The organism is Pseudomonas aylmerensis, from assembly GCF_001702265.1.
Lineage (GTDB): Bacteria > Pseudomonadota > Gammaproteobacteria > Pseudomonadales > Pseudomonadaceae > Aquipseudomonas > Aquipseudomonas aylmerensis.
In genome coordinates this window covers 18,438-41,829 of sequence record NZ_MAUE01000047.1, presented here as the reverse complement: position 1 = coordinate 41,829, position 23,392 = coordinate 18,438, and the positions used below count along the sequence as shown (strand labels likewise).

35 protein-coding genes are annotated in these 23,392 nt (G+C 56.5%); 2 read left to right on the top strand and 33 right to left on the bottom strand.

The window, feature by feature from the left end; all coding sequences use genetic code 11:
• Positions 1-28: 28 nt before the first annotated feature.
• A complete protein-coding gene (locus BBG20_RS30050; protein WP_065909936.1) occupies positions 29-937 on the top strand; it encodes a LysR family transcriptional regulator in 909 nt (302 codons plus the stop codon).
• 67 nt (positions 938-1,004) lie between these two features.
• Here the strand turns inward: BBG20_RS30050 and BBG20_RS30045 are convergent, their stop codons facing one another.
• Together BBG20_RS30045 and BBG20_RS30040 are read right to left on the bottom strand one after the other, a co-directional pair.
• Entirely contained in the window at positions 1,005-1,520 is a 516-nt protein-coding gene (locus BBG20_RS30045; protein ID WP_003232445.1) for a single-stranded DNA-binding protein, read from the bottom strand.
• A 9-nt stretch (positions 1,521-1,529) separates the two neighbouring features.
• Positions 1,530-2,924 carry an MFS transporter gene (locus tag BBG20_RS30040; protein ID WP_065909934.1) on the bottom strand — a complete coding sequence of 465 codons (1,395 nt, stop codon included), beginning with the start codon at positions 2,922-2,924 and terminating at the stop codon, positions 1,530-1,532.
• Between the two features lie 179 nt (positions 2,925-3,103).
• On the opposite strand from BBG20_RS30040, the gene uvrA reads away from it, so the two are divergent.
• The gene (uvrA, locus tag BBG20_RS30035; protein ID WP_065909932.1) at positions 3,104-5,938 is read left to right on the top strand and encodes an excinuclease ABC subunit UvrA; all 2,835 of its coding nucleotides are present in this window, start codon (positions 3,104-3,106) and stop codon (positions 5,936-5,938) included.
• Between the two features lie 66 nt (positions 5,939-6,004).
• Here uvrA and bfr read toward each other — a convergent pair whose 3' ends face one another.
• The 31 genes from bfr to tuf all read right to left on the bottom strand — a co-directional run bounded on the left by bfr (position 6,005) and on the right by tuf (position 23,366).
• A complete protein-coding gene (gene bfr, locus BBG20_RS30030) occupies positions 6,005-6,469 on the bottom strand; it encodes a bacterioferritin (RefSeq protein ID WP_003176400.1) in 465 nt (154 codons plus the stop codon).
• 155 nt (positions 6,470-6,624) lie between these two features.
• The gene (locus BBG20_RS30025) at positions 6,625-8,073 is read right to left on the bottom strand and encodes a catalase (RefSeq protein WP_065909929.1); all 1,449 of its coding nucleotides are present in this window, start codon (positions 8,071-8,073) and stop codon (positions 6,625-6,627) included.
• Positions 8,074-8,311: 238 nt separating this feature from the next.
• Positions 8,312-8,698, bottom strand: a complete 387-nt coding sequence (rplQ, locus tag BBG20_RS30020) for a 50S ribosomal protein L17 (RefSeq protein WP_003176402.1) — start codon at positions 8,696-8,698, stop codon at positions 8,312-8,314.
• A 41-nt stretch (positions 8,699-8,739) separates the two neighbouring features.
• The gene (locus BBG20_RS30015; protein ID WP_003176403.1) at positions 8,740-9,741 is read right to left on the bottom strand and encodes a DNA-directed RNA polymerase subunit alpha; all 1,002 of its coding nucleotides are present in this window, start codon (positions 9,739-9,741) and stop codon (positions 8,740-8,742) included.
• A 22-nt stretch (positions 9,742-9,763) separates the two neighbouring features.
• Positions 9,764-10,384 carry a 30S ribosomal protein S4 gene (rpsD, locus tag BBG20_RS30010; protein WP_003176404.1) on the bottom strand — a complete coding sequence of 207 codons (621 nt, stop codon included), beginning with the start codon at positions 10,382-10,384 and terminating at the stop codon, positions 9,764-9,766.
• 18 nt (positions 10,385-10,402) lie between these two features.
• Complete coding sequence (rpsK, locus tag BBG20_RS30005) at positions 10,403-10,792, bottom strand: 30S ribosomal protein S11 (RefSeq protein WP_002555466.1); 390 nt, start codon at positions 10,790-10,792, stop codon at positions 10,403-10,405.
• Between the two features lie 30 nt (positions 10,793-10,822).
• Entirely contained in the window at positions 10,823-11,179 is a 357-nt protein-coding gene (gene rpsM / locus BBG20_RS30000) for a 30S ribosomal protein S13 (RefSeq protein WP_003194635.1), read from the bottom strand.
• Positions 11,180-11,308: 129 nt separating this feature from the next.
• Positions 11,309-11,425 (bottom strand): 50S ribosomal protein L36, encoded by a 117-nt coding sequence (gene rpmJ / locus BBG20_RS32190; RefSeq protein WP_002555468.1) that lies wholly within the window; start codon positions 11,423-11,425, stop codon positions 11,309-11,311.
• 28 nt (positions 11,426-11,453) lie between these two features.
• Positions 11,454-12,782, bottom strand: coding sequence for a preprotein translocase subunit SecY (gene secY / locus BBG20_RS29995; RefSeq protein WP_003176406.1), 1,329 nt, complete (start codon positions 12,780-12,782; stop codon positions 11,454-11,456).
• Positions 12,783-13,220: a 50S ribosomal protein L15 gene (gene rplO, locus BBG20_RS29990; RefSeq protein ID WP_003176407.1), complete on the bottom strand. Its 438-nt coding sequence runs from the start codon at positions 13,218-13,220 to the stop codon at positions 12,783-12,785.
• 3 nt (positions 13,221-13,223) lie between these two features.
• Positions 13,224-13,400, bottom strand: a complete 177-nt coding sequence (gene rpmD, locus BBG20_RS29985) for a 50S ribosomal protein L30 (protein WP_003176408.1) — start codon at positions 13,398-13,400, stop codon at positions 13,224-13,226.
• Positions 13,401-13,402: 2 nt separating this feature from the next.
• A complete protein-coding gene (rpsE, locus tag BBG20_RS29980; RefSeq protein ID WP_010566852.1) occupies positions 13,403-13,903 on the bottom strand; it encodes a 30S ribosomal protein S5 in 501 nt (166 codons plus the stop codon).
• 3 nt (positions 13,904-13,906) lie between these two features.
• Positions 13,907-14,257 carry a 50S ribosomal protein L18 gene (gene rplR, locus BBG20_RS29975; RefSeq protein WP_003186037.1) on the bottom strand — a complete coding sequence of 117 codons (351 nt, stop codon included), beginning with the start codon at positions 14,255-14,257 and terminating at the stop codon, positions 13,907-13,909.
• A 10-nt stretch (positions 14,258-14,267) separates the two neighbouring features.
• A complete protein-coding gene (gene rplF, locus BBG20_RS29970) occupies positions 14,268-14,801 on the bottom strand; it encodes a 50S ribosomal protein L6 (RefSeq protein ID WP_003176412.1) in 534 nt (177 codons plus the stop codon).
• Between the two features lie 12 nt (positions 14,802-14,813).
• Complete coding sequence (gene rpsH, locus BBG20_RS29965; RefSeq protein ID WP_010566853.1) at positions 14,814-15,206, bottom strand: 30S ribosomal protein S8; 393 nt, start codon at positions 15,204-15,206, stop codon at positions 14,814-14,816.
• Between the two features lie 208 nt (positions 15,207-15,414).
• A complete protein-coding gene (rpsN, locus tag BBG20_RS29960; RefSeq protein ID WP_003176414.1) occupies positions 15,415-15,720 on the bottom strand; it encodes a 30S ribosomal protein S14 in 306 nt (101 codons plus the stop codon).
• Positions 15,721-15,733: 13 nt separating this feature from the next.
• Positions 15,734-16,273: a 50S ribosomal protein L5 gene (gene rplE / locus BBG20_RS29955; RefSeq protein WP_003194642.1), complete on the bottom strand. Its 540-nt coding sequence runs from the start codon at positions 16,271-16,273 to the stop codon at positions 15,734-15,736.
• A gap of 22 nt (positions 16,274-16,295) precedes the next feature.
• Positions 16,296-16,610, bottom strand: coding sequence for a 50S ribosomal protein L24 (gene rplX, locus BBG20_RS29950; RefSeq protein WP_007896770.1), 315 nt, complete (start codon positions 16,608-16,610; stop codon positions 16,296-16,298).
• An 11-nt stretch (positions 16,611-16,621) separates the two neighbouring features.
• Positions 16,622-16,990, bottom strand: a complete 369-nt coding sequence (gene rplN, locus BBG20_RS29945; RefSeq protein WP_002555479.1) for a 50S ribosomal protein L14 — start codon at positions 16,988-16,990, stop codon at positions 16,622-16,624.
• A gap of 23 nt (positions 16,991-17,013) precedes the next feature.
• On the bottom strand, positions 17,014-17,280 hold the full coding sequence (rpsQ, locus tag BBG20_RS29940; protein ID WP_003176419.1) for a 30S ribosomal protein S17: 267 nt from the start codon (positions 17,278-17,280) through the stop codon (positions 17,014-17,016).
• A 2-nt stretch (positions 17,281-17,282) separates the two neighbouring features.
• Positions 17,283-17,474 (bottom strand): 50S ribosomal protein L29, encoded by a 192-nt coding sequence (gene rpmC / locus BBG20_RS29935; RefSeq protein WP_002555481.1) that lies wholly within the window; start codon positions 17,472-17,474, stop codon positions 17,283-17,285.
• Positions 17,474-17,887 carry a 50S ribosomal protein L16 gene (gene rplP / locus BBG20_RS29930; RefSeq protein ID WP_003176421.1) on the bottom strand — a complete coding sequence of 138 codons (414 nt, stop codon included), beginning with the start codon at positions 17,885-17,887 and terminating at the stop codon, positions 17,474-17,476. Before rplP ends, rpmC begins: the two co-directional genes overlap by 1 nt.
• Before the next feature lie 12 nt (positions 17,888-17,899).
• Complete coding sequence (gene rpsC, locus BBG20_RS29925; protein ID WP_003176422.1) at positions 17,900-18,586, bottom strand: 30S ribosomal protein S3; 687 nt, start codon at positions 18,584-18,586, stop codon at positions 17,900-17,902.
• A 13-nt stretch (positions 18,587-18,599) separates the two neighbouring features.
• Positions 18,600-18,932, bottom strand: coding sequence for a 50S ribosomal protein L22 (gene rplV / locus BBG20_RS29920; RefSeq protein ID WP_003103908.1), 333 nt, complete (start codon positions 18,930-18,932; stop codon positions 18,600-18,602).
• A gap of 11 nt (positions 18,933-18,943) precedes the next feature.
• On the bottom strand, positions 18,944-19,219 hold the full coding sequence (rpsS, locus tag BBG20_RS32185) for a 30S ribosomal protein S19 (RefSeq protein ID WP_002555486.1): 276 nt from the start codon (positions 19,217-19,219) through the stop codon (positions 18,944-18,946).
• A gap of 16 nt (positions 19,220-19,235) precedes the next feature.
• On the bottom strand, positions 19,236-20,060 hold the full coding sequence (gene rplB / locus BBG20_RS29915; protein WP_003186055.1) for a 50S ribosomal protein L2: 825 nt from the start codon (positions 20,058-20,060) through the stop codon (positions 19,236-19,238).
• A gap of 14 nt (positions 20,061-20,074) precedes the next feature.
• Positions 20,075-20,374, bottom strand: a complete 300-nt coding sequence (gene rplW / locus BBG20_RS29910; protein WP_002555488.1) for a 50S ribosomal protein L23 — start codon at positions 20,372-20,374, stop codon at positions 20,075-20,077.
• On the bottom strand, positions 20,371-20,973 hold the full coding sequence (rplD, locus tag BBG20_RS29905; RefSeq protein WP_003176424.1) for a 50S ribosomal protein L4: 603 nt from the start codon (positions 20,971-20,973) through the stop codon (positions 20,371-20,373). Before rplD ends, rplW begins: the two co-directional genes overlap by 4 nt.
• Before the next feature lie 12 nt (positions 20,974-20,985).
• Positions 20,986-21,621, bottom strand: a complete 636-nt coding sequence (gene rplC / locus BBG20_RS29900) for a 50S ribosomal protein L3 (RefSeq protein ID WP_003194649.1) — start codon at positions 21,619-21,621, stop codon at positions 20,986-20,988.
• 81 nt (positions 21,622-21,702) lie between these two features.
• Complete coding sequence (rpsJ, locus tag BBG20_RS32180; RefSeq protein ID WP_003186070.1) at positions 21,703-22,014, bottom strand: 30S ribosomal protein S10; 312 nt, start codon at positions 22,012-22,014, stop codon at positions 21,703-21,705.
• Positions 22,015-22,172: 158 nt separating this feature from the next.
• Complete coding sequence (gene tuf / locus BBG20_RS29895) at positions 22,173-23,366, bottom strand: elongation factor Tu (protein WP_025857206.1); 1,194 nt, start codon at positions 23,364-23,366, stop codon at positions 22,173-22,175.
• Positions 23,367-23,392: the final 26 nt, after the last annotated feature.

Genomic DNA, 23,392 nt, shown 5'->3' with positions numbered 1-23,392 from the left:
CTACCTCCCATACCTCAAAAGTATTCCTATGCTGGAGCTTCGCCAACTCAAAGCCTTCGTTGCCATTGCCGAAGAAGGCTACATCACCCGCGCTGCGCAACGCCTGGGCATGCAGCAGCCACCGTTGACGCGCTTGCTGCAAAGCCTTGAAGCCGAATTGGACGTGATGCTGATGGAACGCCTGCCACGCGGCGTGCGGCCGACCCCGGCCGGGTTGGCCCTGCTGGATGAAGCACGCGAGGTGCTGGCGCGCGTCGACGGTGTCGCCGATGTCGTGCGTCGCGCCGCTCGGGGAGAACGCGGGCGCCTGGCCATCGGCTTTACCAGCTCAGCGGCCCTGCACCCGTTTGTGCCGAGTGTGCTGCGGCTGTTTCGGGAAACCTTCGTGGGAGTCTCGGTCGTACTGGAGGAAGCCGGAACCGGCGAACTGCTGGACGCGCTGGCGCATGAAAAACTCGACGCGGCGTTTATCCGCTCACCGCTCAGTGGCACGCAATCATTGCAGGACGAGCCCATCCTGGTGGAGCCGATGTTGCTGGCGCTGCCGACCGATCATCCGTTGGCGATCGACTTTGACATCCCCCTGCCCTTGTCTGCGCTGGCCACCGAGTCTTTCGTGCTCTATCGACGGCGTGTCGGACTGGGGTTGTATGACGCAATCCTGGTGGCCTGCCGTGAAGCGGGGTTCAGTCCGCAGGTGGTCCAGGAAGCCCCGCGCATGACCGCCACGTTGAGCCTGGTGGCTGCGGGCCTTGGGGTGTCGATTGTGCCGGCGTCGATGCAGCGCCTGCGCGGGGATGGCATCGTCTACCGGGAGTTGAGCGAGTGCCGCAGCCTGGTGGCGCCCTTGCATCTGGCGACGCGGGTGGGTGATGGCTCGGCAGTGCTGCAACGCTTCAAGGAAATGGTGGTGCGAGCGGCCTCGACAGACGCCTGACAAACGGCAATAAAAAACCCCCGAGGCTTGCGCCGTCGGGGGTTTTGCTCGTTGCGGTGCTTAAACCTTAGAACGGGATATCATCGTCAAAGCTGTCGAAATCCGGCGCAGGCTGCGGCGCGGCCTGTTGTGGCGCTGGACGCGACTCACGCTGTGGCTGCTGGCTTGGCTGCGGACGCGACTGTTGTGGACGCGGTGCCGAGTTGGACATGCCGCCCTGGCCCTGTTGGTCGCCCTGTGGACGGCCGCCCAGCAGTTGCATGGTGCCTTGCATGTCGACCACGATTTCGGTGGTGTAACGCTTGATGCCGTCTTTTTCCCACTCGCGGGTCTGCAGCTTGCCTTCGATGTAGACCTGCGAACCTTTGCGCAGGTACTCACCGGCGATCTCGGCGACCTTGCCGAACATCGATACACGGTGCCATTCGGTTTTCTCGACCTTCTGGCCGGTCTGCTTGTCGGTCCACTGTTCGCTGGTCGCCAGACTCAGGTTGGTCACGGCGTTACCGTTAGGCAAGTAGCGAACTTCGGGATCCTGGCCGCATGTACCGACCAATATGACTTTGTTAACCCCACGGGCCATAACGTTCTCCTAGGCTGGGCGCGCTGTCGGCACTGGGTTGACCAGTTGCTCGAGCGTCGCGCGATCCAATAATTCGGTGTCCAGTTTGATGTAAATGGCCGCCTCTTCAGCGACCACGACTGCATCTGTTACCCCTACGACGGCCTTCAGGCGCTCTACCAGACCGCTTTCACGGATCGCCTCTGGCGACAGCGGCAAACGCAGACTTGTGACGTAGGGAGGTTCGCGCATGGTAACAGCAAAGGCCAGCCAAAGTGCAGCCAGCCCGGCGCATCCGAGGAACACAACCGACAAACCGCCATGCTGGAACATCCAGCCGCCCATGATGCCGCCCAGTGCGGAACCCAGGAACTGGCTGGTGGAATACACCCCCATCGCAGTGCCCTTGCCCCCGGCCGGTGAAACTTTACTGATCAGCGACGGCAGCGAGGCCTCCAGCAGGTTGAACGCGGTGAAGAACACCACCGTGCCGATTACCAGGGCCCGCAGGCTGTCGCCGAACTGCCAGAAGAATAGCTCAGTGAGCATCAGCGTCGTGACGGCGCCGAGCAAAACTCGTTTCATTTTGCGTTTCTTCTCGCCGTAGATGATGAACGGGATCATGGCGAAGAACGAAACCAGCAGCGCTGTCAGGTAGACCCACCAGTGCTGCTCCTTGGGCAGACCGGCTTTTTCCACCAGTGCGAGAGGCAAGGCGACGAAGCTGCACATCAGCATCGCGTGCAATACGAAGATACCTAAATCCAGGCGCAACAGGTCCGGGTGCTTGAGCGTCGGTAATAACGCCTTGCGTGCGACACCCGATTCACGGTGCTGCAGGGTGCCGGTCGAGCGCGGCACCATAAAGGCCACGATCACGATACCGAACAACGCCATGCCGCCAGTGGCCAGGAACAGCCCGTGCAAACCGAAGGCACGCGTCAGCAAGGGGCCGACCACCATCGCCACGGCGAAGGACAGACCGATGGTCATGCCGATCATGGCCATGGCCTTGGTGCGGTGTTGCTCGCGGGTCAGGTCCGACAACAGCGCCATGACAGCGGCGGAAATTGCCCCGGCGCCTTGCAGGATTCGTCCGGCGATCACGCCCCAGATCGAATCGGACTGGGCCGCGAGCACACTGCCGAGGGCGAACACGATCAGCCCCAGGTAAATCACCGGGCGACGGCCGATGCGGTCGGAAATGATCCCGAAAGGAATCTGGAAAATTGCCTGGGTCAGGCCATAGGCGCCAATCGCCAGGCCGATCAATGCGGGGGTCGCGCCTGCGAGGTCCATCCCATAGGTCGCCAGCACCGGCAACACCATGAACATGCCAAGCATACGGAAGGCGAACACCAGGGCCAGACCGCTTGCTGCTCGGGTCTCGCCGCTACTCATGCGTTCGCTGTGGGGATCGTGCATGGAAAAACCTCGTGTGAACCGGCGGCGATTCTACCAGTCCCATCGATTGAGAGGGTATATGCGGCGGTTTGCCGCGCAGCTTTCATGCAAGGCTGCAAGCGGACTTTTGACAGTGTATATTCATCCAGTCTTTAGCCGTATACTCCGGCATTATTTACGCACCGCCGTGCGAGGCCATCTTGGACAAGATCCTGATTCGTGGGGCTAGAACCCACAACCTGAAGAACATCGACCTGACCCTGCCCCGGGACAAACTGATCGTCATCACCGGCCTGTCCGGCTCCGGCAAATCGTCCCTGGCGTTCGACACGCTGTATGCCGAAGGCCAGCGCCGCTATGTGGAGTCGCTGTCGGCCTACGCCCGCCAGTTCCTGTCGATGATGGAAAAACCAGACGTCGACACCATTGAAGGCCTGTCGCCGGCGATCTCCATAGAACAGAAGTCGACCTCCCATAACCCACGCTCCACTGTGGGCACCATTACCGAAATCTACGACTACCTGCGCCTGCTCTACGCGCGAGTAGGTATTCCACGCTGCCCGGACCACGACATTCCGCTGGAGGCCCAGACCGTCAGCCAGATGGTCGACCTGGTGCTGGCGCAGCCGGAAGGCGCGAAGCTGATGCTGCTGGCACCGGTGATCCGCGAGCGCAAGGGTGAACACCTTTCGGTCTTCGAAGAGCTGCGTGCGCAAGGTTTTGTACGCGCGCGCATCAATGGCAAGCTCTATGAGCTGGACGAAGCGCCCAAGCTCGACAAGCAGAAGAAGCACTCGATCGATGTGGTGGTCGACCGCTTCAAAGTGCGCGCCGACCTGCAGCAGCGTTTGGCGGAGTCGTTCGAGACCGCGCTGAAGCTGGCCGATGGCATCGCCCTGGTCGCGCCGATGGACGACGAGCCAGGCGAAGAGATCATCTTCTCCGCGCGCTTCGCCTGCCCGATCTGTGGCCACGCCATCAGCGAGCTGGAACCCAAGCTGTTTTCCTTCAACAACCCGGCCGGCGCCTGCCCGACCTGTGATGGCCTGGGCGTGAAGCAATTCTTCGACATCAAGCGCCTGGTGAATGGCGAACTGACACTGGCGGAAGGGGCGATACGCGGCTGGGACAGGCGCAACGTCTATTACTTCCAGATGCTCGGGTCGTTGGCCTCCCACTATAAGTTCAGTCTTGAAGTGCCCTTCAACCAACTGCCGGTCGACCAGCAGAAGGTCATTCTCAACGGCAGTGGTTCGCAGAACGTCGACTTCAAGTACCTGAACGACCGTGGCGACATCGTCAAGCGCTCGCACCCGTTCGAAGGCATCGTGCCGAACCTGGAACGCCGTTACCGCGAGACCGAGTCGGCAAGCGTGCGCGAGGAGCTGGCGAAATTCCTCAGCACCCAGCCGTGCCCGGATTGCCGTGGCACGCGCCTGCGCCGTGAGGCCCGGCATGTTTGGGTCGGCGAGAAGACCCTGCCGGCGGTGACCAACCTGCCAATCGGCGATGCCTGTGAATACTTTGGCGTACTGAAGCTGACCGGACGCCGCGGGGAAATTGCCGACAAGATCCTCAAGGAAATCCGCGAGCGCCTGCAGTTCCTGGTTAACGTGGGCCTGGACTACCTGTCGCTGGATCGCAGCGCCGATACCTTGTCCGGCGGTGAGGCCCAGCGGATTCGACTGGCCAGCCAGATCGGTGCAGGCCTCGTGGGCGTGCTGTATATCCTTGATGAACCGTCGATTGGCCTGCATCAGCGCGACAACGATCGCCTCCTGGGTACGCTGAAGCACCTGCGGGATATCGGCAACACGGTGATCGTGGTCGAGCACGATGAAGACGCGATCCGCCTGGCGGATTATGTCGTCGACATTGGCCCGGGTGCGGGTGTGCATGGCGGACATATCGTCGCTGAAGGCACACCTGCCGAAGTCATGGCCCACCCGGACTCGCTGACCGGCAAATACTTGTCTGGCCGCGTGAAGATTGAAGTGCCGGCCAAGCGCACTCCGCGCAACAAGAAGCTCGCGCTGCACCTCAAGGGAGCGCGTGGCAACAACCTGCGCAACGTGGACCTGGAAATCCCCTTGGGCCTGCTGACCTGCGTGACCGGCGTGTCCGGCTCGGGCAAGTCGACGCTGATCAACAACACGCTGTTCCCGCTGAGTGCCACCGCCCTGAATGGCGCAACTACGCTGGAAGCTGCGGCGCACGACAGCATCAAGGGCCTGGAACACCTGGACAAGGTGGTCGATATCGACCAGAGCCCGATTGGCCGTACACCGCGCTCCAATCCGGCAACCTATACAGGGCTGTTCACGCCGATTCGCGAGCTGTTCGCCGGTGTACCGGAGTCCCGCTCGCGGGGCTACGGGCCGGGCCGGTTCTCGTTCAACGTCAAGGGTGGCCGCTGCGAGGCCTGCCAGGGCGATGGCTTGATCAAGGTCGAGATGCACTTCCTGCCGGACATCTACGTGCCATGCGATGTGTGCAAGAGCAAGCGCTATAACCGCGAAACCCTGGAGATCAAATACAAGGGCAAGAGCATCCACGAAACCCTCGAGATGACCATCGAGGAAGCCCGGGTGTTCTTCGACGCCGTCCCGGCGTTGGCGCGCAAGCTGCAGACACTGATGGATGTGGGCCTGTCGTATATCAAGCTGGGGCAATCGGCGACCACCCTGTCCGGCGGTGAAGCGCAGCGGGTGAAGTTGTCGCGCGAGCTGTCCAAACGCGATACAGGCAAGACCTTGTATATCCTCGATGAGCCAACCACCGGCCTGCACTTCGCGGATATCCAGCAACTGCTGGACGTGCTGCACCGCCTGCGGGACCACGGCAACACCGTGGTAGTGATCGAGCACAACCTGGATGTGATCAAGACCGCCGACTGGCTGGTAGACCTGGGACCGGAAGGCGGCTCCAAGGGCGGCCAGATCATTGCAGTGGGGACGCCGGAGCAGGTCTCCGAGATGCCACAGTCCCACACCGGTTACTACTTGAAACCGCTGCTGGCGCGCGATCAGGCCTGACCTTCCCGGGCCCAATAAAAAGCCCCTGTCACTTCAAGATGACAGGGGCTTTTTTGTAGCCGGAAATCAGAACTGCGATTGCAGGTAGTTCTCCAGGCCGATCAGCTTGATCAGGCCCAGCTGTTTTTCCAGCCAGTAGGTGTGATCTTCTTCGGTATCGTTCAACTGCACCCGCAGGATTTCCCGGGTGACGTAGTCGTTGTGCTGCTCGCAAAGCTCGATGCCTTTGCAGAGGGCGGCACGGACCTTGTACTCGAGGCGAAGATCGGCAGCGAGCATGTCAGGCACCGTGGTGCCCACATCCAGATCGTCGGGCCGCATACGTGGCGTGCCTTCGAGCATCAGGATACGTCGCATCAGAGCGTCGGCGTGCTGTGCCTCTTCTTCCATTTCGTGGTTGATACGCTCGTAGAGCTCGGTAAAGCCCCAGTCTTCGTACATACGCGAGTGGATGAAATATTGGTCACGAGCTGCCAGTTCGCCCGTCAGCAACGTGTTGAGGTAATCGATTACGTCGGGGTGACCTTGCATCGCCCTACATCTCCCTGCTTGAAAGCCTGTAGTTTGAACCATGCTGACCTATAGGTCACGGGATCAACGGCAGAAAAGTGAAGATTTCCGGAGAAAAGTAGCTGAAATAACGCAAAAACCGCCCAAATGAGGGCGGTTCTGCTTATCGTTTAGAGTTAGTTAAGCGATACACCCAGTGCCTTTGCGATTGCTTCTCCATAAGCAGGGTCTGCCTTGTAGAAGTGCTGCAATTGACGCTGAACCACATCGCTGGAAACCCCGGACATTGCACCGGCGATGTTACTGGTGAGCAATGCTTTCTGCTCATCATTCATCAGGCGGAACAGCGCACCTGCATGGCTGTAGTAATCGGTGTCTTCGCGGTGATCGTAGCGATCCGCGGCACCGCTCAGCGCCAGGGCAGGCTCAGCGTACTGCGGCGCTTGCTTCGGTGCGTCACTGTAGCTGTTGGGCTCATAGTTGGGCGCCGCACCACCGTTGCTGCCGAATGCCATCGAGCCGTCACGCTGGTAGCTATTTACCGGGCTACGCGGGGCATTCACCGGCAGTTGCTGGTGATTCGTGCCGACGCGGTAGCGGTGGGCATCTGCGTACGCGAACACACGCCCCTGCAGCATGCGGTCTGGCGACAAGCCAACACCTGGCACCATGTTGCTCGGACCGAACGCAGCTTGTTCCACTTCGGCGAAATAGTTCTGCGGATTGCGATTGAGCTCCAGCTCACCCACTTCGATCAGCGGAAACTCCTTCTGCGACCAGGTCTTGGTCACGTCGAAAGGGTTCTCATAGTGAGCGTTTGCCTGGGCTTCAGTCATGATCTGGATGCAGACGCGCCATTTCGGGAAATCACCGCGCTCGATTGCACCGAACAAGTCGCGCTGGGCGTAATCAGGATCGGTCCCGGCCAGGCGTGCAGCCTCGGCAGGCGCCAGGTTCTTGATGCCTTGCTTGGTCTTGTAGTGCCACTTCACCCAGTGACGCTCGCCCTTGGCGTTGATCAGGCTGTAGGTATGGCTGCCGAAGCCGTGCATGTGACGGTAGCCATCGGGGATGCCACGGTCCGAAAACAGGATGGTGACCTGGTGCAGCGCCTCAGGGGAGTGCGACCAGAAGTCCCACATCATCTGCGCGCTTTTCAAGTTGCTTTGCGGCAGACGCTTCTGCGTGTGGATGAAGTCAGGGAACTTCAATGGATCGCGAATGAAGAATACCGGCGTGTTGTTACCCACGATGTCCCAGTTGCCTTCTTCGGTGTAGAACTTCAGGGCGAAACCACGCGGATCGCGCTCGGTGTCAGCCGAACCACGCTCGCCGCCTACCGTGGAAAACCGCAGGAAGGTTGGGGTTTGCTTGCCAATAGACTCGAACAGTTTGGCGCTGGTGTATTGAGTAATGTCTTTTGTCACGGTGAATGTACCGTAAGCACCCGAGCCTTTGGCGTGTACGCGACGCTCAGGGATGTTCTCACGGTTGAAATGGGCAAGCTTCTCGATCAGGTGAAAGTCGTCAAGAAGCAGCGGGCCACGAGGGCCGGCGGAACGGGAATTCTGGTTATCCGCAACGGGCGCGCCACTGGCAGTAGTAAGGATTTTGTTCTGGCTCATGCTCAATTTTCCTCAGGTCGGACTTGGAACTGCCGGCTATCGGCTTGGAGGAAGTATCGATCATCAACATGACGTCTACAAATTCATTAAATTGCAGACATCAATAGAGAAAAACTACCGACAATCCCTTCATTCATAGTGCCAATCTTGACCTGACGAAAGCTTGTACACGTGGCGCTTTTATTACGGGCACAAAAAACCGGGCACTAGGCCCGGTTCTTCGTTACAGCTTGTCGACTTACTCGGCGCTTACAGCTTCGCCAGCAGTAGCACGATCAACCAACTCGACGTACGCCATAGGCGCGTTGTCGCCAGCGCGGAAACCGCACTTGAGGATGCGCAGGTAGCCACCCTCACGGGTAGCGTAACGCTTGCCCAGGTCGTTGAAGAGCTTACCAACGATAGCTTTCGAACGAGTACGGTCGAAAGCCAGACGGCGGTTAGCCAGGCTGTCTGTCTTGGCCAAAGTAATCAGCGGCTCAGCAACGCGACGCAGTTCTTTAGCTTTCGGCAGTGTAGTTTTGATCAGCTCGTGCTCGAACAGCGACACCGCCATGTTTTGGAACATGGCCTTGCGGTGCGAGCTGGTACGGCTCAGGTGACGACCACTTTTACGATGACGCATGGTTCATTCCTTACCAAACTCACGTTCGGTGATTACGACGATCAGGCAGTCGCCTTGTCGTCCTTCTTAAGACTTGCAGGCGGCCAGTTGTCGAGGCGCATGCCGAGGGACAGACCGCGGGAGGCCAGAACGTCCTTGATTTCAGTCAAGGATTTCTTGCCCAGGTTCGGAGTCTTCAACAGTTCTACTTCGGTACGCTGAATCAGGTCGCCGATGTAGTAAATGTTTTCCGCCTTAAGGCAGTTAGCCGAACGTACAGTCAGTTCCAGATCGTCAACCGGGCGAAGCAGGATCGGATCGATCTCGTCTTCCTGCTCGATTACCACTGGTTCGCTGTCACCTTTGAGGTCGACGAACGCAGCCAACTGCTGTTGCAGAATGGTTGCAGCGCGGCGGATAGCCTCTTCAGGATCCAGAGTACCGTTGGTTTCCAGATCAATAACCAGCTTGTCCAGGTTAGTACGCTGCTCGACACGGGCGTTTTCCACCACGTATGCGATACGGCGAACCGGGCTGAACGAAGAGTCAAGCTGCAAGCGACCAATGCTGCGGCTTTCGTCTTCATCGCTCTGACGCGAGTCGGCCGGTTCATAACCACGACCACGAGCTACGGTGAGCTTCATGTTCAGGGCGCCGTTAGACGCCAGGTTAGCGATTACGTGATCGGGGTTAACGATCTCGACATCATGATCCAGCTGAATATCGGCAGCGGTAACCACCCCCGAACCCTTCTTCGACAAGGTCAGCGTAACTTCGTCACGGCCGTGCAGCTTGATAGCCAGACCTTTAAGGTTCAACAGGATTTCAATTACGTCTTCCTGTACACCTTCGATGGCGCTGTACTCGTGGAGCACACCGTCAATCTCGGCCTCGACTACTGCACAGCCGGGCATTGAGGACAACAGGATGCGGCGCAGCGCGTTGCCCAGGGTGTGGCCAAAACCACGCTCGAGAGGCTCGAGAGTGATCTTGGCGCGGGTTGGACTGACAACCTGCACATCAATGTGGCGGGGTGTCAGGAACTCATTTACCGAAATCTGCATGGATGCACCTATTTTCTAGCCCTTACTTGGAGTAGAGCTCGACAATCAGGCTTTCGTTGATGTCGGCGGACAGATCACTGCGAGCAGGAACGTTCTTGAAAACGCCCGACTTCTTCTCAGTGTCTACTTCTACCCATTCTACGCGGCCACGTTGGGCACACAGATCGAGAGCTTGGACAATGCGAAGTTGGTTTTTTGCTTTCTCGCGAACTGCGACCACGTCACCAGCACGAACCTGGTAGGACGGAACGTTTACGGTCTGACCGTTAACGCTGATCGACTTGTGCGATACCAGCTGACGGGATTCGGCACGAGTCGAACCAAAGCCCATACGGTATACAACGTTGTCCAGACGGCATTCGAGCAGTTGCAGCAGGTTTTCACCGGTTGCACCTTTCTTGCCAGCAGCTTCTTTGTAGTAGCCGCTGAACTGACGCTCGAGAACGCCGTAGATACGACGGACCTTCTGCTTTTCACGCAGTTGGGTGCCGTAATCGGACTGGCGACCGCGGCGTTGGCCGTGGATACCAGGTGCTGCTTCAATGTTGCACTTCGATTCGATCGCGCGCACGCCGCTCTTCAGGAAGAGATCGGTGCCTTCGCGACGAGCGAGTTTGCATTTTGGACCAATGTAACGAGCCATTCTTTACAATCTCCTGGATTACACGCGGCGCTTCTTCGGCGGACGGCACCCGTTGTGCGGGATTGGCGTCACGTCGGTGATGCTGGCGATCTTATAGCCACAGCCGTTCAAAGCACGGACAGCAGACTCACGACCTGGACCTGGACCTTTGACGTTAACGTCGAGGTTTTTCAGGCCGTATTCCAGCGCAGCTTGACCAGCACGTTCAGCAGCTACTTGAGCAGCAAACGGGGTGGACTTGCGGGAACCGCGGAAACCCGAACCACCGGAGGTAGCCCAAGAAAGCGCGTTACCTTGACGGTCGGTGATGGTCACGATGGTGTTGTTAAAAGAAGCATGGATGTGGGCGATGCCATCAACCACTGTCTTTTTAACTTTTTTACGAGGACGAGCAGCAGGTTTTGCCATGATAATTTTCCTGTCGATTCGCTGGGGCGATTACTTGCGGATCGGCTTACGCGGACCTTTACGGGTACGCGCGTTAGTCTTGGTACGCTGACCGCGTACTGGAAGACCACGACGATGACGCAGACCGCGATAGCAACCGAGGTCCATCAAACGCTTGATTTTCATGTTGATTTCGCGACGCAGGTCACCTTCAGTGGTGAACTTCGCCACTTCGCCACGCAGCTGTTCAATCTGCTCGTCGCTCAGATCCTTGATCTTAGCGGCTGGGTTTACCCCAGCAACTGCGCAAATTTTCTGCGCAGTAGTGCGACCAACACCATAGATGTAGGTCAGCGAGATAACAGTGTGCTTGTTATCTGGAATGTTAACGCCTGCAATACGGGCCATTCAGTGGGACTCCAATTGACAGCTACCTACGCCCCGGAAGCCAAGAAATAGGGCGCGAGATAATATCGCTGTAATAACAAATAATCAACCCGGCAGCGCACTAGCTGCCGGGCTTCAAGCGGATCACACTCAGCCTTGGCGCTGTTTGTGACGCGGTTCCGCGCTGCAAATTACTCGAACAACACCTTCGCGGCGAATAATCTTGCAGTTACGGCACAGCTTTTTCACCGATGCACGAACTTTCATCACCAACTCCTCGAACCTTATGGGGTACTCAGCGCAACATGCCGCTGCCGTAGCCCTTCAGGTTGGCTTTCTTCATCAGGGATTCGTACTGGTGCGAAACGAGGTGCGATTGTACTTGGGACATGAAGTCCATCACAACCACGACCACGATCAGCAACGAGGTCCCGCCAAGGTAGAACGGAACGTTTGCTGCAACCACCAGGAACTGGGGCAACAAGCACACGGCCGTCATATATAGAGCACCGAACAGGGTCAAACGAGTCAGAACGCCATCAATGTAGCGTGCAGACTGCTCACCTGGACGAATACCCGGAATAAAGGCACCGGACTTCTTCAGGTTTTCCGCTACGTCTTTCGGATTGAACATCAACGCCGTATAGAAGAAGCAGAAGAAAATAATCCCTGCACTAAACAGCAGAATATTCAACGGCTGACCAGGAGCGATCGACTGAGAGAGGTCCTGCAGCCAGCCCATATTTTCAGACTGACCAAACCAGGTACCCAACGAAGCCGGAAACAGCAAAATGCTGCTCGCGAAAATTGCCGGAATAACACCGGCCATATTCACTTTCAGCGGCAAGTGGCTGGTCTGCGCAGCAAAGACCTTACGGCCCTGCTGACGCTTGGCGTAGTGAACAGCAATACGACGCTGGCCACGCTCAATGAACACCACAAAACCGATAATCGCTACTGCCAGCAAACCGATGGCAACCAGGGCGAAAATATTGATATCACCCTGACGCGCAGACTCGAAAGACTGCCCGATTGCTCTCGGAAGACCGGCGACGATACCTGCGAAAATCAACATCGAGATACCGTTGCCAACACCACGCTCAGTAATCTGCTCACCCAGCCACATCATGAACATCGCACCAGCCACAAAAGTGGATACCGCGACGAAATGGAAGCCAAAGTCACCAGTGAACGCAACACCCTGCCCTGCCAGGCCAACGGACATGCCGATAGCTTGAACCAGGGCGAGGATGACAGTGCCGTAGCGGGTGTACTGGCTAATCTTGCGACGGCCAGCTTCACCTTCCTTCTTCAACTGCTCCAGCTGCGGGCTGACGGCGGTCATCAGCTGCATGATGATCGATGCCGAAATGTACGGCATGATCCCCAGTGCAAAGATGCTCATCCGTTCCAGCGCGCCGCCGGAAAACATGTTGAACAAGCTAAGAATGGTCCCCTCATTCTGTCGAAACAGGTCTGCGAGTCGGTCCGGGTTGATACCTGGAACCGGGATGTGTGCGCCTATTCGGTAGACGATAATCGCCAGGAACAGAAAACGCAGACGAGCCCAAAGTTCAGACATACCGCCTTTGCCGAGCGCTGAGAGAGCACCTTGCTTAGCCATTTATTCCTCGAACTTGCCGCCAGCTGCTTCGATAGCCGAACGCGCACCTTTGGTGGCGCCGATTCCCTTGCCGATAGTGACAGCGCGAGTCACTTCACCGGACAGCATGATTTTCACACGCTGTACGTTGACGTTGATCACGTTGGCATCTTTCAGGGTCTGCACAGTAACGATGTCGCCTTCCACTTTGGCCAGCTCGGACAGACGCACTTCTGCGCGGTCCATGGCTTTCAGGGAAACGAAACCGAACTTAGGCAGGCGACGATGCAGCGGCTGTTGACCGCCTTCAAAGCCTGGAGCAATGGTGCCACCGGAGCGGGAGGTTTGACCTTTGTGGCCACGGCCACCAGTCTTACCCAAACCGCTACCGATACCACGGCCCGGACGATGCTTTTCGCGACGGGAACCCGGCGCTGGACTCAGATCATTGAGTTTCATCGATTAACCCTCTACACGCAGCATGTAGTAAGCCTTGTTGATCATCCCGCGATTCTCGGGAGTATCCTGGACTTCTACAGTGTGACCGATGCGACGCAGACCCAGACCTTTAACGCACAGTTTGTGGTTAGGGATGCGGCCGGTCATGCTTTTGATCAGCGTTACTTTAACGGTAGCCATGATCAGAAGATCTCCTGGACGCTTTTGCCACGCTTGGCGGCAATGGATTCAGGGGATTGCATAGCTTTCAAACCTTTGAAAGTGGCGTGAACCACGTTTACCGGGTTAGTCGAGCCGTAGCACTTGGCCAGAACGTTCTGAACGCCAGCAACTTCGAGGACAGCACGCATAGCGCCGCCAGCGATGATACCGGTACCTTCAGAAGCAGGCTGCATGTACACCTTCGAAGCGCCATGAGCGGACTTCATTGCGTACTGCAGCGTGGTGCCGTTCAGATCAACTTGGATCATGTTGCGACGAGCAGCTTCCATTGCCTTCTGGATCGCAGCAGGCACTTCACGCGACTTGCCACGGCCGAAGCCAACGCGCCCTTTACCATCACCCACCACGGTCAACGCGGTGAAAGTGAAGATACGGCCGCCTTTAACGGTTTTGGCTACGCGGTTAACTTGAACCAGCTTCTCAATGTAGCCTTCGTCGCGCTTTTGGTCGTTATTTGACATAACTTAGAACTCCAGCCCAGCTTCACGAGCAGCATCAGCCAGCGCTTTAACGCGGCCGTGGTACTTGAAGCCAGAGCGGTCGAAAGCCACTTGCGAGACGCCAGCGGCCTTAGCACGCGTAGCGACCAGCTGGCCAACCTTTGTGGCCGCGTCGATGTTGCCAGTGGCACCATCACGCAGTTCTTTATCCAAAGTCGAGGCGCTTGCCAGGACTTTGTTGCCGTCGGCCGAGATGACCTGGGCGTAGATGTGCTGCGACGAGCGGAACACGCAGAGACGCACGACTTCGAGTTCGTGCATTTTCAGGCGTGCTTTGCGAGCGCGACGCAGTCGAGTAACTTTTTTGTCGGTCATTTGCTATGCCCTACTTCTTCTTGGCTTCTTTACGACGGACGACTTCGTCCGCGTAGCGCACACCTTTGCCTTTGTACGGCTCTGGTGGACGGAAGTCGCGGATCTCAGCAGCCACTTGACCTACCAGCTGCTTATCGATGCCCTTGATCAGGATATCGGTCTGGCTAGGAGTCTCAGCGGTGATGCCTTCCGGCAGTTCGTAATCCACTGGGTGCGAGAAGCCAAGGGCCAGGTTCAAAACCGTGCCTTTTGCTTGCGCTTTGTAACCAACACCGACCAGCTGGAGCTTACGCTCGAAGCCTTGGCTTACGCCTTGGACCATGTTGTTTACCAACGCACGCGTGGTACCGGCCATTGCGCGAGTTTGTTGATCGCCATTGCGAGCAGCGAAACGCAGCTCACCAGCTTCTTCAACGATCTCAACGGACGAATGGATGTTCAGTTCAAGAGTACCCTTGGCACCCTTCACCGAAAGCTGTTGGCCTGCGAATTTGACTTCGACACCGGCTGGCAGCTTAACGGGGTTCTTAGCGACGCGAGACATGCTTATCCCCCCTTAGAACACAGTGCAAAGAACTTCGCCGCCGACACCGGCAGCGCGCGCAGCACGATCCGTCATCACACCTTTGTTGGTGGAGACGATAGACACGCCAAGACCGCCACGAACTTTCGGCAGATCCTCAGCGGACTTGTACTGACGCAGGCCTGGACGGCTAACGCGCTTCACTTCCTCGATGACCGAACGGCCTTCGAAGTACTTCAGCTCGATGGACAGCAGTGGCTTGGTTTCGCTGCTGATCTGATAACCCGCAATGTAGCCTTCGTCTTTCAGGACTTTGGCAACAGCTACCTTCAACTTGGAAGATGGCATGCTTACGACGGACTTTTCAGCCATCTGGGCATTACGGATACGAGTTAGCATGTCCGCTAACGGGTCCTGCATACTCATGGGCTAGACGCTCCTAATACAAAAAAATTAGCCTTGCGGCTACATATGTCGCCGAGAATCTCCGAGCATAGAAAACACGGGCTCAGGCGAGCCGGGTATTCTAGACACACTCCGGAAATGAAACAAGCCCCAAAAGGGGCTTGTTCCAGATTCAAGGTCACCGGTGGTCAGTATCTTGCGATACCTCCCACCTGGACGCTGAACGTACTTACCAGCTGGCTTTAACCAGACCTGGTACGTCACCACGCATTGCCGCTTCACGCAGTTTGTTACGGCCGAGGCCGAACTTGCGGTAAACGCCGTGTGGACGACCGGTCAGGCGGCAGCGGTTACGCATGCGCGAAGCGCTTGCGTCACGTGGCTGCTTCTGCAGAGCAACTGTAGCTTCCCAACGCGCTTCTGGACTTGCGTTCAGATCAACGATGATCGCTTTCAGTGCTGCACGCTTCTTGGCGTACTTGGCAACCGTGAGCTGACGCTTCAGCTCGCGGTTTTTCATGCTCATCTTGGCCATGGTCCTACTCCAATCAGTTGCGGAACGGGAATTTGAATGCACGCAGCAGAGCGCGGCCTTCATCATCGTTCTTGGCAGTGGTGGTCAGGGTGATGTCCAGACCGCGGAGAGCATCGATCTTGTCGTAGTCGATTTCCGGGAAGATGATCTGCTCTTTCACGCCCATGCTGTAGTTACCACGACCATCGAAGGACTTGGCATTCAGGCCGCGGAAGTCGCGAACCCGAGGCAGGGAGATCGACAGCAGACGATCCAGGAATTCGTACATACGCTCACGGCGCAGGGTCACTTTGACGCCGATCGGCCAACCTTCACGGACTTTAAAGCCAGCGATGGATTTCCGAGCGTAAGTCACAACGACCTTTTGACCGGTGATCTTTTCCAGGTCAGCAACAGCGTGCTCGATGACTTTTTTGTCGCCGATCGCTTCGCCCAGACCCATGTTCAGGGTGATTTTGGTAACGCGCGGAACTTCCATCACGTTCCCGAGCTTAAGTTCTTCCTTAAGCTTGGGGGCGATTTCCTTCCGGTAAATCTCTTGTAGTCGTGCCATGGTCTTATCTACCTAGCAGTGTTCAAGCATCAACCGCTTTTTGGGTCGACTTGAAGACACGAATTTTCTTACCGTCTTCTACTTTGAAACCAACACGATCAGCCTTGTTGGTTTCGCCGTTGAAGATGGCGACGTTAGAAGCGTGCAGTGGCGCTTCTTTCTCGACGATACCGCCCTGTACGCCCGACATCGGGTTAGGCTTGGTATGACGCTTGACCAGGTTCAGACCACCAACGACCAGACGGTCGTCAGCGAGAACCTTCAGCACCTTACCGCGCTTACCTTTGTCTTTGCCGGCGATCACGATGATCTCGTCGTCACGACGAATCTTTTGCATGTCGGATCTCCTTACAGCACTTCTGGGGCGAGCGAGACGATCTTCATGAACTTCTCAGTACGAAGTTCACGGGTCACTGGCCCAAAGATACGGGTGCCGATCGGCTCTTGCTTGTTGTTCAGAAGAACAGCAGCGTTGCCATCAAAGCGGATAATGGAGCCATCTGCACGGCGTACGCCGTGACGAGTGCGGACTACAACAGCAGTCATCACTTGGCCTTTTTTCACCTTACCGCGAGGAATTGCTTCCTTCACGGTAACTTTGATGATGTCACCGATACCAGCGTAACGACGATGGGAGCCACCCAGCACCTTGATGCACATAACACGGCGAGCGCCGCTGTTATCGGCCACATCGAGCATGGATTGAGTCTGAATCATATAATTTCTCCGACCCCTAGTCCTTAGACTTCCACAGCGCGTTCGAGAACATCAACCAGTGCCCAAGACTTGGTCTTGGCCAGCGGACGAGTTTCACGAATAGTGACTTTGTCGCCGATGTGGCACTGATTGGTTTCGTCGTGCGCGTGCAGCTTAGTCGAACGCTTAACATATTTACCGTAGATCGGGTGCTTAACGCGACGCTCGATCAAAACGGTGATGGTTTTGTCCATCTTGTCGCTGACAACACGGCCAGTCAGCGTACGGACAGTCTTTTCGGCTTCAGCCATGATCACTTACCTGCCTGCTGGTTGAGCACAGTCTTCACGCGAGCGATGTCACGCTTAACTTGCGAGAGCAGATGAGACTGCCCCAACTGGCCAGTTGCTTTCTGCATACGCAGATTGAACTGGTCGCGCAGCAGGCCGAGCAGTTGCTCGTTCAGCTGCTGTGCGGATTTTTCACGAAGTTCATTCGCTTTCATCACATCACCGTCCGTTTAACAAAGGAGGTGGCGAGCGGCAGCTTTGCAGCAGCCAGGGCGAAAGCCTCACGCGCCAGCTCTTCAGAAACACCCTCGATTTCATACAGGACTTTGCCTGGCTGAATCTGGGCTACCCAGTATTCCACGTTACCCTTACCTTTACCCATCCGAACCTCGAGAGGTTTTTTGGAGATCGGCTTGTCCGGGAATACACGGATCCAGATCTTGCCGCCACGTTTTACGTGACGGGTCAGAGCACGACGCGCTGACTCGATCTGACGAGCGGTGAGACGACCACGAGCTACAGACTTCAGCGCGAACTCGCCGAAGCTGACTTTGCTACCGCGCTGAGCCAGACCACGGTTGTGGCCTGTCATCTGCTTGCGGAACTTCGTACGCTTAGGTTGCAACATTTGGCGTACCCCTTACTTAGCAGCTTTTTTACGAGGCGCTGGTGCTTGTGGTTTCAGTTCTTCTTGGCGACCACCAATTACTTCGCCTTTGAAGATCCAAACCTTTACACCGATCACACCGTAAGTGGTGTGAGCTTCGTAGTTGGCATAGTCGATGTCGGCACGCAGGGTGTGCAGTGGCACACGACCTTCGCGATACCATTCAGTACGTGCGATTTCAGCACCGCCGAGACGACCGCTCACTTGGATTTTGATGCCTTTGGCACCAATGCGCATGGCGTTCTGTACGGCGCGCTTCATAGCGCGACGGAACATTACGCGACGCTCCAGCTGCTGAGCTACGCTCTGCGCAACCAGCATACCGTCGAGCTCCGGCTTGCGGATCTCTTCGATATTGATGTGCACAGGCACACCCATTTGCTTGGTCAGGTCCTGACGCAGTTTCTCAACATCTTCACCTTTCTTCCCGATAACGATACCTGGACGAGCGGTGTGGATGGTGATACGTGCAGTTTGGGCCGGACGATGGATATCGATACGGCTTACGGACGCGCTTTTTAGTTTGTCTTGGAGATACTCACGCACCTTCAGATCAGCGAACAAGTAGTCCGCATAAGTCCGACCGTCTGCGTACCAGACGGAGGTGTGCTCCTTGACGATTCCCAGGCGAATGCCAATGGGATGTACTTTCTGACCCATCTCTTCGACTCCGTTACTTGTCAGCAACCTTGACAGTGATATGGCAAGACCGCTTGACGATGCGATCAGCACGGCCTTTGGCACGTGGCATGATGCGCTTCAGCGAACGCCCTTCGTTGACGAAAACGGTGCTGACCTTCAGGTCATCAACGTCTGCGCCTTCGTTATGCTCGGCGTTGGCTACGGCCGACTCCAGCACTTTCTTCATGATCTCGGCGGCTTTCTTACTGCTGAAAGCCAACAGGTTGAGCGCTTCGCCCACCTTCTTCCCGCGGATCTGGTCGGCGACCAAGCGGGCTTTCTGGGCGGAGATTCGAGCGCCCGACAACTTAGCGGCTACTTCCATTTCCTTACCCCTTAACGCTTGGCTTTCTTGTCTGCCACGTGCCCACGATAAGTGCGGGTACCGGCAAACTCGCCTAGTTTGTGGCCGACCATGTCTTCGTTAACGAGAACTGGGACGTGTTGACGACCGTTGTGTACTGCGATGGTCAGACCGACCATTTGTGGCAGGATCATCGAACGACGCGACCAGGTCTTAACTGGTTTGCGATCGTTCTTTTCCGCCGCCACTTCGATCTTCTTCAGTAGGTGAAGATCAATAAAAGGACCTTTTTTCAGAGAACGTGGCACTGTCGTATCCCTCTATTTACTTGCGACGACGGACGATCATTTTGTCGGTACGCTTATTACCACGAGTCTTCGCGCCCTTAGTCGGGAAGCCCCATGGCGATACCGGATGACGACCACCAGAGGTACGACCTTCACCACCACCGTGTGGGTGGTCAACCGGGTTCATGGCAACACCACGAACGGTTGGGCGAACGCCACGCCAGCGTTTGGCACCAGCTTTACCCAGCGAACGCAGGCTGTGCTCGGAGTTCGAGACTTCACCCAGGGTCGCGCGGCATTCAGCCAGCACTTTACGCATCTCACCAGAACGCAGACGCAGGGTCACGTAGACACCTTCACGAGCGATCAGCTGAGCCGAAGCACCAGCGGAACGAGCGATTTGCGCGCCTTTACCTGGCTTCAATTCGATGCCGTGTACGGTGCTACCAACTGGAATGTTACGCAGTTGCAGAGCGTTGCCCGGCTTGATCGGTGCCAGGGCACCTGCGATCAGCTGGTCGCCAGCGCTCACGCCTTTAGGGGCGATGATGTAGCGACGCTCGCCATCTGCGTACAGCAGCAGAGCGATGTGAGCAGTACGGTTTGGATCGTATTCGATACGCTCGACAGTGGCAGCGATGCCATCTTTGTCGTTGCGACGGAAGTCGACCAGACGATAATGCTGCTTATGGCCACCACCGATGTGACGAGTGGTAATACGACCATTGTTGTTACGACCACCAGACTTCGATTTCTTCTCGAGCAGCGGTGCGTGAGGAGCGCCTTTATGCAGCTCCTGGTTGACCACCTTGACCACAAAACGGCGGCCAGGGGAAGTCGGTTTGCATTTAACGATTGCCATGATGCACCCCTTCCTTACTCAGCACTGCTGCTGAAATCGAGATCTTGGCCTGGCTGAAGGGAGATAACTGCCTTCTTCCAGTCATTACGCTTGCCCAGACCGCGAGCAGTGCGCTTGCTCTTACCCAGAACATTCAGGGTAGTAACACGCTCTACTTTCACGCTGAACAGGCTTTCGACGGCCTTCTTGATTTCCAGCTTGGTTGCATCGGTTGCAACCTTGAAAACGAACTGGCCTTTCTTGTCAGCCAGAACCGTAGCCTTTTCGGAAACGTGCGGGCCAAGCAGAACTTTAAATACGCGTTCCTGGTTCATCCCAGCAGCTCCTCGAATTTCTTCACGGCCGACACGGTGATCAACACCTTGTCGTATGCGATCAGACTAACTGGATCGGAACCTTGCACGTCACGTACATCAACGTGTGGCAGGTTGCGAGCAGCCAGGTACAGGTTCTGATCAACAGCTTCAGACACGATCAAAACGTCGGTCAGGCTCATGTTGTTCAGCTTGCCCAGCAGATCTTTGGTTTTCGGGCTTTCAACAGCGAAGTCCTGAACCACAACCAGACGATCAGTACGCACGAGCTCAGCAAGGATGGAGCGCAGTGCTGCGCGATACATCTTCTTGTTGAGCTTCTGAGAGTGATCCTGTGGACGAGCTGCGAAAGTGGTACCGCCGCCACGCCAGATTGGGCTACGGATAGTACCGGCACGAGCACGGCCAGTACCTTTCTGACGCCAAGGGCGCTTACCGCCACCACGTACGTCGGAACGGGTCTTTTGCTGCTTGCTACCTTGACGGCCGCCGGCCATGTAGGCCACGACTGCTTGGTGAACCAGCGTCTCGTTGAATTCGCCGCCAAATGTCAGTTCGGAAACTTCGATCGCTTGAGCGTCATTTACATTTAATTGCATGTCAGCTTCCCCTTAACCGCGAGCCTTGGCCGCTGGACGTACAACCAGGTTGCCGCCAGTAGCGCCAGGAACAGCACCCTTGACCAACAACAGATTGCGTTCAGCGTCGACGCGCACTACTTCGAGGGACTGCACGGTCACGCGCTCAGCGCCCATATGACCGGACATTTTTTTGCCCTTGAATACACGACCAGGAGTCTGGCACTGGCCAATAGAGCCCGGGACGCGGTGGGAAACGGAGTTACCGTGAGTGTTGTCTTGGCCACGGAAATTCCAACGCTTGATCGTACCCTGGAAGCCTTTACCTTTGGACTGACCGGTTACATCAACCAGTTGACCAGCGGCGAAGATTTCAGCGTTGATCAGATCGCCAGCCTGGTAGTCGCCGTCTTCGAGACGGAACTCCATAACAGTGCGACCAGCTGCAACGTTTGCTTTAGCGAAGTGACCTGCTTGAGCAGCAGTCACGCGCGAAGCACGACGCTCGCCGACAGTGACTTGCACTGCACGATAGCCATCGGTTTCTTCAGTTTTGAACTGGGTGACGCGATTCGGCTCGATCTCAATGACCGTGACCGGAATGGAGACACCTTCTTCGGTGAAAATACGGGTCATACCGCATTTACGACCGACTACACCAATAGTCATGTTGTAAACCTCATGAGTGTACGGGGCTTTCACCCGCTATGGCCGCCCATTTCAGAGCGTTACACGACTAAGACCCAAGTCTTAGCCGAGGCTGATCTGTACTTCCACACCGGCCGCCAGATCGAGCTTCATAAGTGCATCAACGGTTTTATCCGTTGGCTGGACGATGTCCAGTACGCGCTTATGAGTACGGATCTCGTACTGGTCACGCGCGTCTTTGTTGACGTGCGGGGAGACCAGAACGGTGAACCGCTCTTTACGGGTAGGCAGTGGAATTGGACCACGCACTTGAGCACCAGTACGCTTCGCGGTTTCCACGATTTCCTGGGTGGATTGGTCGATCAGGCGATGGTCAAAAGCCTTCAACCTGATACGGATTTGCTGATTTTGCATTGGATTTCAGACTCCGGCTGCTATTCCCAGCGAGCGCAATACGCCCGTTAAAAGGAGGCGCAATTCTATAGACGCCCCAGATAGGTGTCAACCCAATAAAAAAGGCCCCCGCTAAGCGGGGGCCTTATCAAAAAATCGAGCTATCTCAGAAGAGATAATTACTCGATGATTTTAGCTACAACGCCAGCACCAACGGTACGGCCGCCTTCGCGGATTGCGAAGCGCAGACCGTCTTCCATCGCGATGGTTTTGATCAGGGTAACAGTCATTTGAATGTTATCGCCTGGCATTACCATTTCAACGCCTTCTGGCAGTTCGCAGTTACCAGTCACGTCAGTAGTACGGAAGTAGAACTGTGGACGGTAGCCTTTGAAGAACGGAGTATGACGGCCGCCTTCTTCTTTGCTCAGAACGTAAACTTCTGCGGTGAACTTGGTGTGCGGCTTAACCGAACCCGGCTTAACCAGAACCTGGCCACGCTCAACGTCGTCACGCTTGGTACCACGCAGCAGAACGCCGCAGTTCTCGCCAGCACGACCTTCGTCGAGCAGTTTGCGGAACATTTCAACACCGGTGCAGGTGGTGACGGTGGTGTCACGCAGACCAACGATTTCCAGTGGATCTTGAACGCGAACGATACCGCGCTCGATACGACCAGTCACAACAGTACCGCGACCGGAGATCGAGAATACGTCTTCGATTGGCATCAGGAACGGCTTGTCGGTCAGACGAACTGGTTCTGGGATGTAGGTGTCCAGAGTTTCAACCAGTTTACGAACGGCAGTGGTGCCCATTTCGTTTTCGTCGTTACCTTCCAGAGCCATACGAGCAGAACCGATGATGATCGGAGTGTCGTCGCCTGGGAAGTCGTAAGTGCTCAGCAGATCGCGCACTTCCATCTCAACCAGTTCCAGCAGCTCAGCGTCGTCTACCAGGTCAGCCTTGTTCAGGAAAACCACGATGTACGGAACGCCTACCTGACGGGACAGCAGGATGTGCTCACGGGTTTGTGGCATCGGACCATCAGCGGCCGAGCAAACCAGGATCGCGCCGTCCATCTGGGCAGCACCAGTGATCATGTTCTTCACGTAGTCAGCGTGACCTGGGCAGTCAACGTGAGCGTAGTGACGAATAGTCGAGTTGTACTCAACGTGCGCGGTGTTGATGGTGATACCACGAGCTTTTTCTTCTGGTGCGCTGTCGATCTTGTCGAAGTCAACACGAGCCGAACCGAAAACTTCGGAGCAGACGCGAGTCAGAGCAGCGGTCAGAGTGGTTTTACCGTGGTCAACGTGGCCGATGGTGCCAACGTTTACGTGCGGTAGGGAACGATCAAATTTTTCTTTAGCCACGACAATTAACTCCTTGCCTAAAGGAC

Excerpts from the sequence above, each read along its gene's own strand:
- BBG20_RS30050 (WP_065909936.1), top strand. The coding sequence starts at position 29 with ATGCTGGAGCTTCGCCAACTCAAAGCCTTCGTTGCCATTGCCGAAGAA.
- BBG20_RS30045 (WP_003232445.1), bottom strand. The coding sequence starts at position 1,520 with ATGGCCCGTGGGGTTAACAAAGTCATATTGGTCGGTACATGCGGCCAG.
- BBG20_RS30040 (WP_065909934.1), bottom strand. The coding sequence starts at position 2,924 with ATGCACGATCCCCACAGCGAACGCATGAGTAGCGGCGAGACCCGAGCA.
- bfr (WP_003176400.1), bottom strand. The coding sequence starts at position 6,469 with ATGCAAGGTCACCCCGACGTAATCGATTACCTCAACACGTTGCTGACG.
- BBG20_RS30025 (WP_065909929.1), bottom strand. The coding sequence starts at position 8,073 with ATGAGCCAGAACAAAATCCTTACTACTGCCAGTGGCGCGCCCGTTGCG.
- rplQ (WP_003176402.1), bottom strand. The coding sequence starts at position 8,698 with ATGCGTCATCGTAAAAGTGGTCGTCACCTGAGCCGTACCAGCTCGCAC.
- BBG20_RS30015 (WP_003176403.1), bottom strand. The coding sequence starts at position 9,741 with ATGCAGATTTCGGTAAATGAGTTCCTGACACCCCGCCACATTGATGTG.
- rpsD (WP_003176404.1), bottom strand. The coding sequence starts at position 10,384 with ATGGCTCGTTACATTGGTCCAAAATGCAAACTCGCTCGTCGCGAAGGC.
- rpsK (WP_002555466.1), bottom strand. The coding sequence starts at position 10,792 with ATGGCAAAACCTGCTGCTCGTCCTCGTAAAAAAGTTAAAAAGACAGTG.
- rpsM (WP_003194635.1), bottom strand. The coding sequence starts at position 11,179 with ATGGCCCGTATTGCAGGCGTTAACATTCCAGATAACAAGCACACTGTT.
- rpmJ (WP_002555468.1), bottom strand. The coding sequence starts at position 11,425 with ATGAAAGTTCGTGCATCGGTGAAAAAGCTGTGCCGTAACTGCAAGATT.
- secY (WP_003176406.1), bottom strand. The coding sequence starts at position 12,782 with ATGGCTAAGCAAGGTGCTCTCTCAGCGCTCGGCAAAGGCGGTATGTCT.
- rplO (WP_003176407.1), bottom strand. The coding sequence starts at position 13,220 with ATGAAACTCAATGATCTGAGTCCAGCGCCGGGTTCCCGTCGCGAAAAG.
- rpmD (WP_003176408.1), bottom strand. The coding sequence starts at position 13,400 with ATGGCTACCGTTAAAGTAACGCTGATCAAAAGCATGACCGGCCGCATC.
- rpsE (WP_010566852.1), bottom strand. The coding sequence starts at position 13,903 with ATGTCAAATAACGACCAAAAGCGCGACGAAGGCTACATTGAGAAGCTG.
- rplR (WP_003186037.1), bottom strand. The coding sequence starts at position 14,257 with ATGACCGACAAAAAAGTTACTCGACTGCGTCGCGCTCGCAAAGCACGC.
- rplF (WP_003176412.1), bottom strand. The coding sequence starts at position 14,801 with ATGTCTCGCGTCGCTAAGAACCCCGTTAAGCTGCCAGCCGGTGTCGAA.
- rpsH (WP_010566853.1), bottom strand. The coding sequence starts at position 15,206 with ATGAGTATGCAGGACCCGTTAGCGGACATGCTAACTCGTATCCGTAAT.
- rpsN (WP_003176414.1), bottom strand. The coding sequence starts at position 15,720 with ATGGCCAAGATGAGCATGAAAAACCGCGAGCTGAAGCGTCAGCTCACG.
- rplE (WP_003194642.1), bottom strand. The coding sequence starts at position 16,273 with ATGGCACGACTACAAGAGATTTACCGGAAGGAAATCGCCCCCAAGCTT.
- rplX (WP_007896770.1), bottom strand. The coding sequence starts at position 16,610 with ATGCAAAAGATTCGTCGTGACGACGAGATCATCGTGATCGCCGGCAAA.
- rplN (WP_002555479.1), bottom strand. The coding sequence starts at position 16,990 with ATGATTCAGACTCAATCCATGCTCGATGTGGCCGATAACAGCGGCGCT.
- rpsQ (WP_003176419.1), bottom strand. The coding sequence starts at position 17,280 with ATGGCTGAAGCCGAAAAGACTGTCCGTACGCTGACTGGCCGTGTTGTC.
- rpmC (WP_002555481.1), bottom strand. The coding sequence starts at position 17,474 with ATGAAAGCGAATGAACTTCGTGAAAAATCCGCACAGCAGCTGAACGAG.
- rplP (WP_003176421.1), bottom strand. The coding sequence starts at position 17,887 with ATGTTGCAACCTAAGCGTACGAAGTTCCGCAAGCAGATGACAGGCCAC.
- rpsC (WP_003176422.1), bottom strand. The coding sequence starts at position 18,586 with ATGGGTCAGAAAGTACATCCCATTGGCATTCGCCTGGGAATCGTCAAG.
- rplV (WP_003103908.1), bottom strand. The coding sequence starts at position 18,932 with ATGGAAGTAGCCGCTAAGTTGTCGGGCGCTCGAATCTCCGCCCAGAAA.
- rplB (WP_003186055.1), bottom strand. The coding sequence starts at position 20,060 with ATGGCAATCGTTAAATGCAAACCGACTTCCCCTGGCCGCCGTTTTGTG.
- rplW (WP_002555488.1), bottom strand. The coding sequence starts at position 20,374 with ATGAACCAGGAACGCGTATTTAAAGTTCTGCTTGGCCCGCACGTTTCC.
- rplD (WP_003176424.1), bottom strand. The coding sequence starts at position 20,973 with ATGCAATTAAATGTAAATGACGCTCAAGCGATCGAAGTTTCCGAACTG.
- rplC (WP_003194649.1), bottom strand. The coding sequence starts at position 21,621 with ATGACTATTGGTGTAGTCGGTCGTAAATGCGGTATGACCCGTATTTTC.
- rpsJ (WP_003186070.1), bottom strand. The coding sequence starts at position 22,014 with ATGCAAAATCAGCAAATCCGTATCAGGTTGAAGGCTTTTGACCATCGC.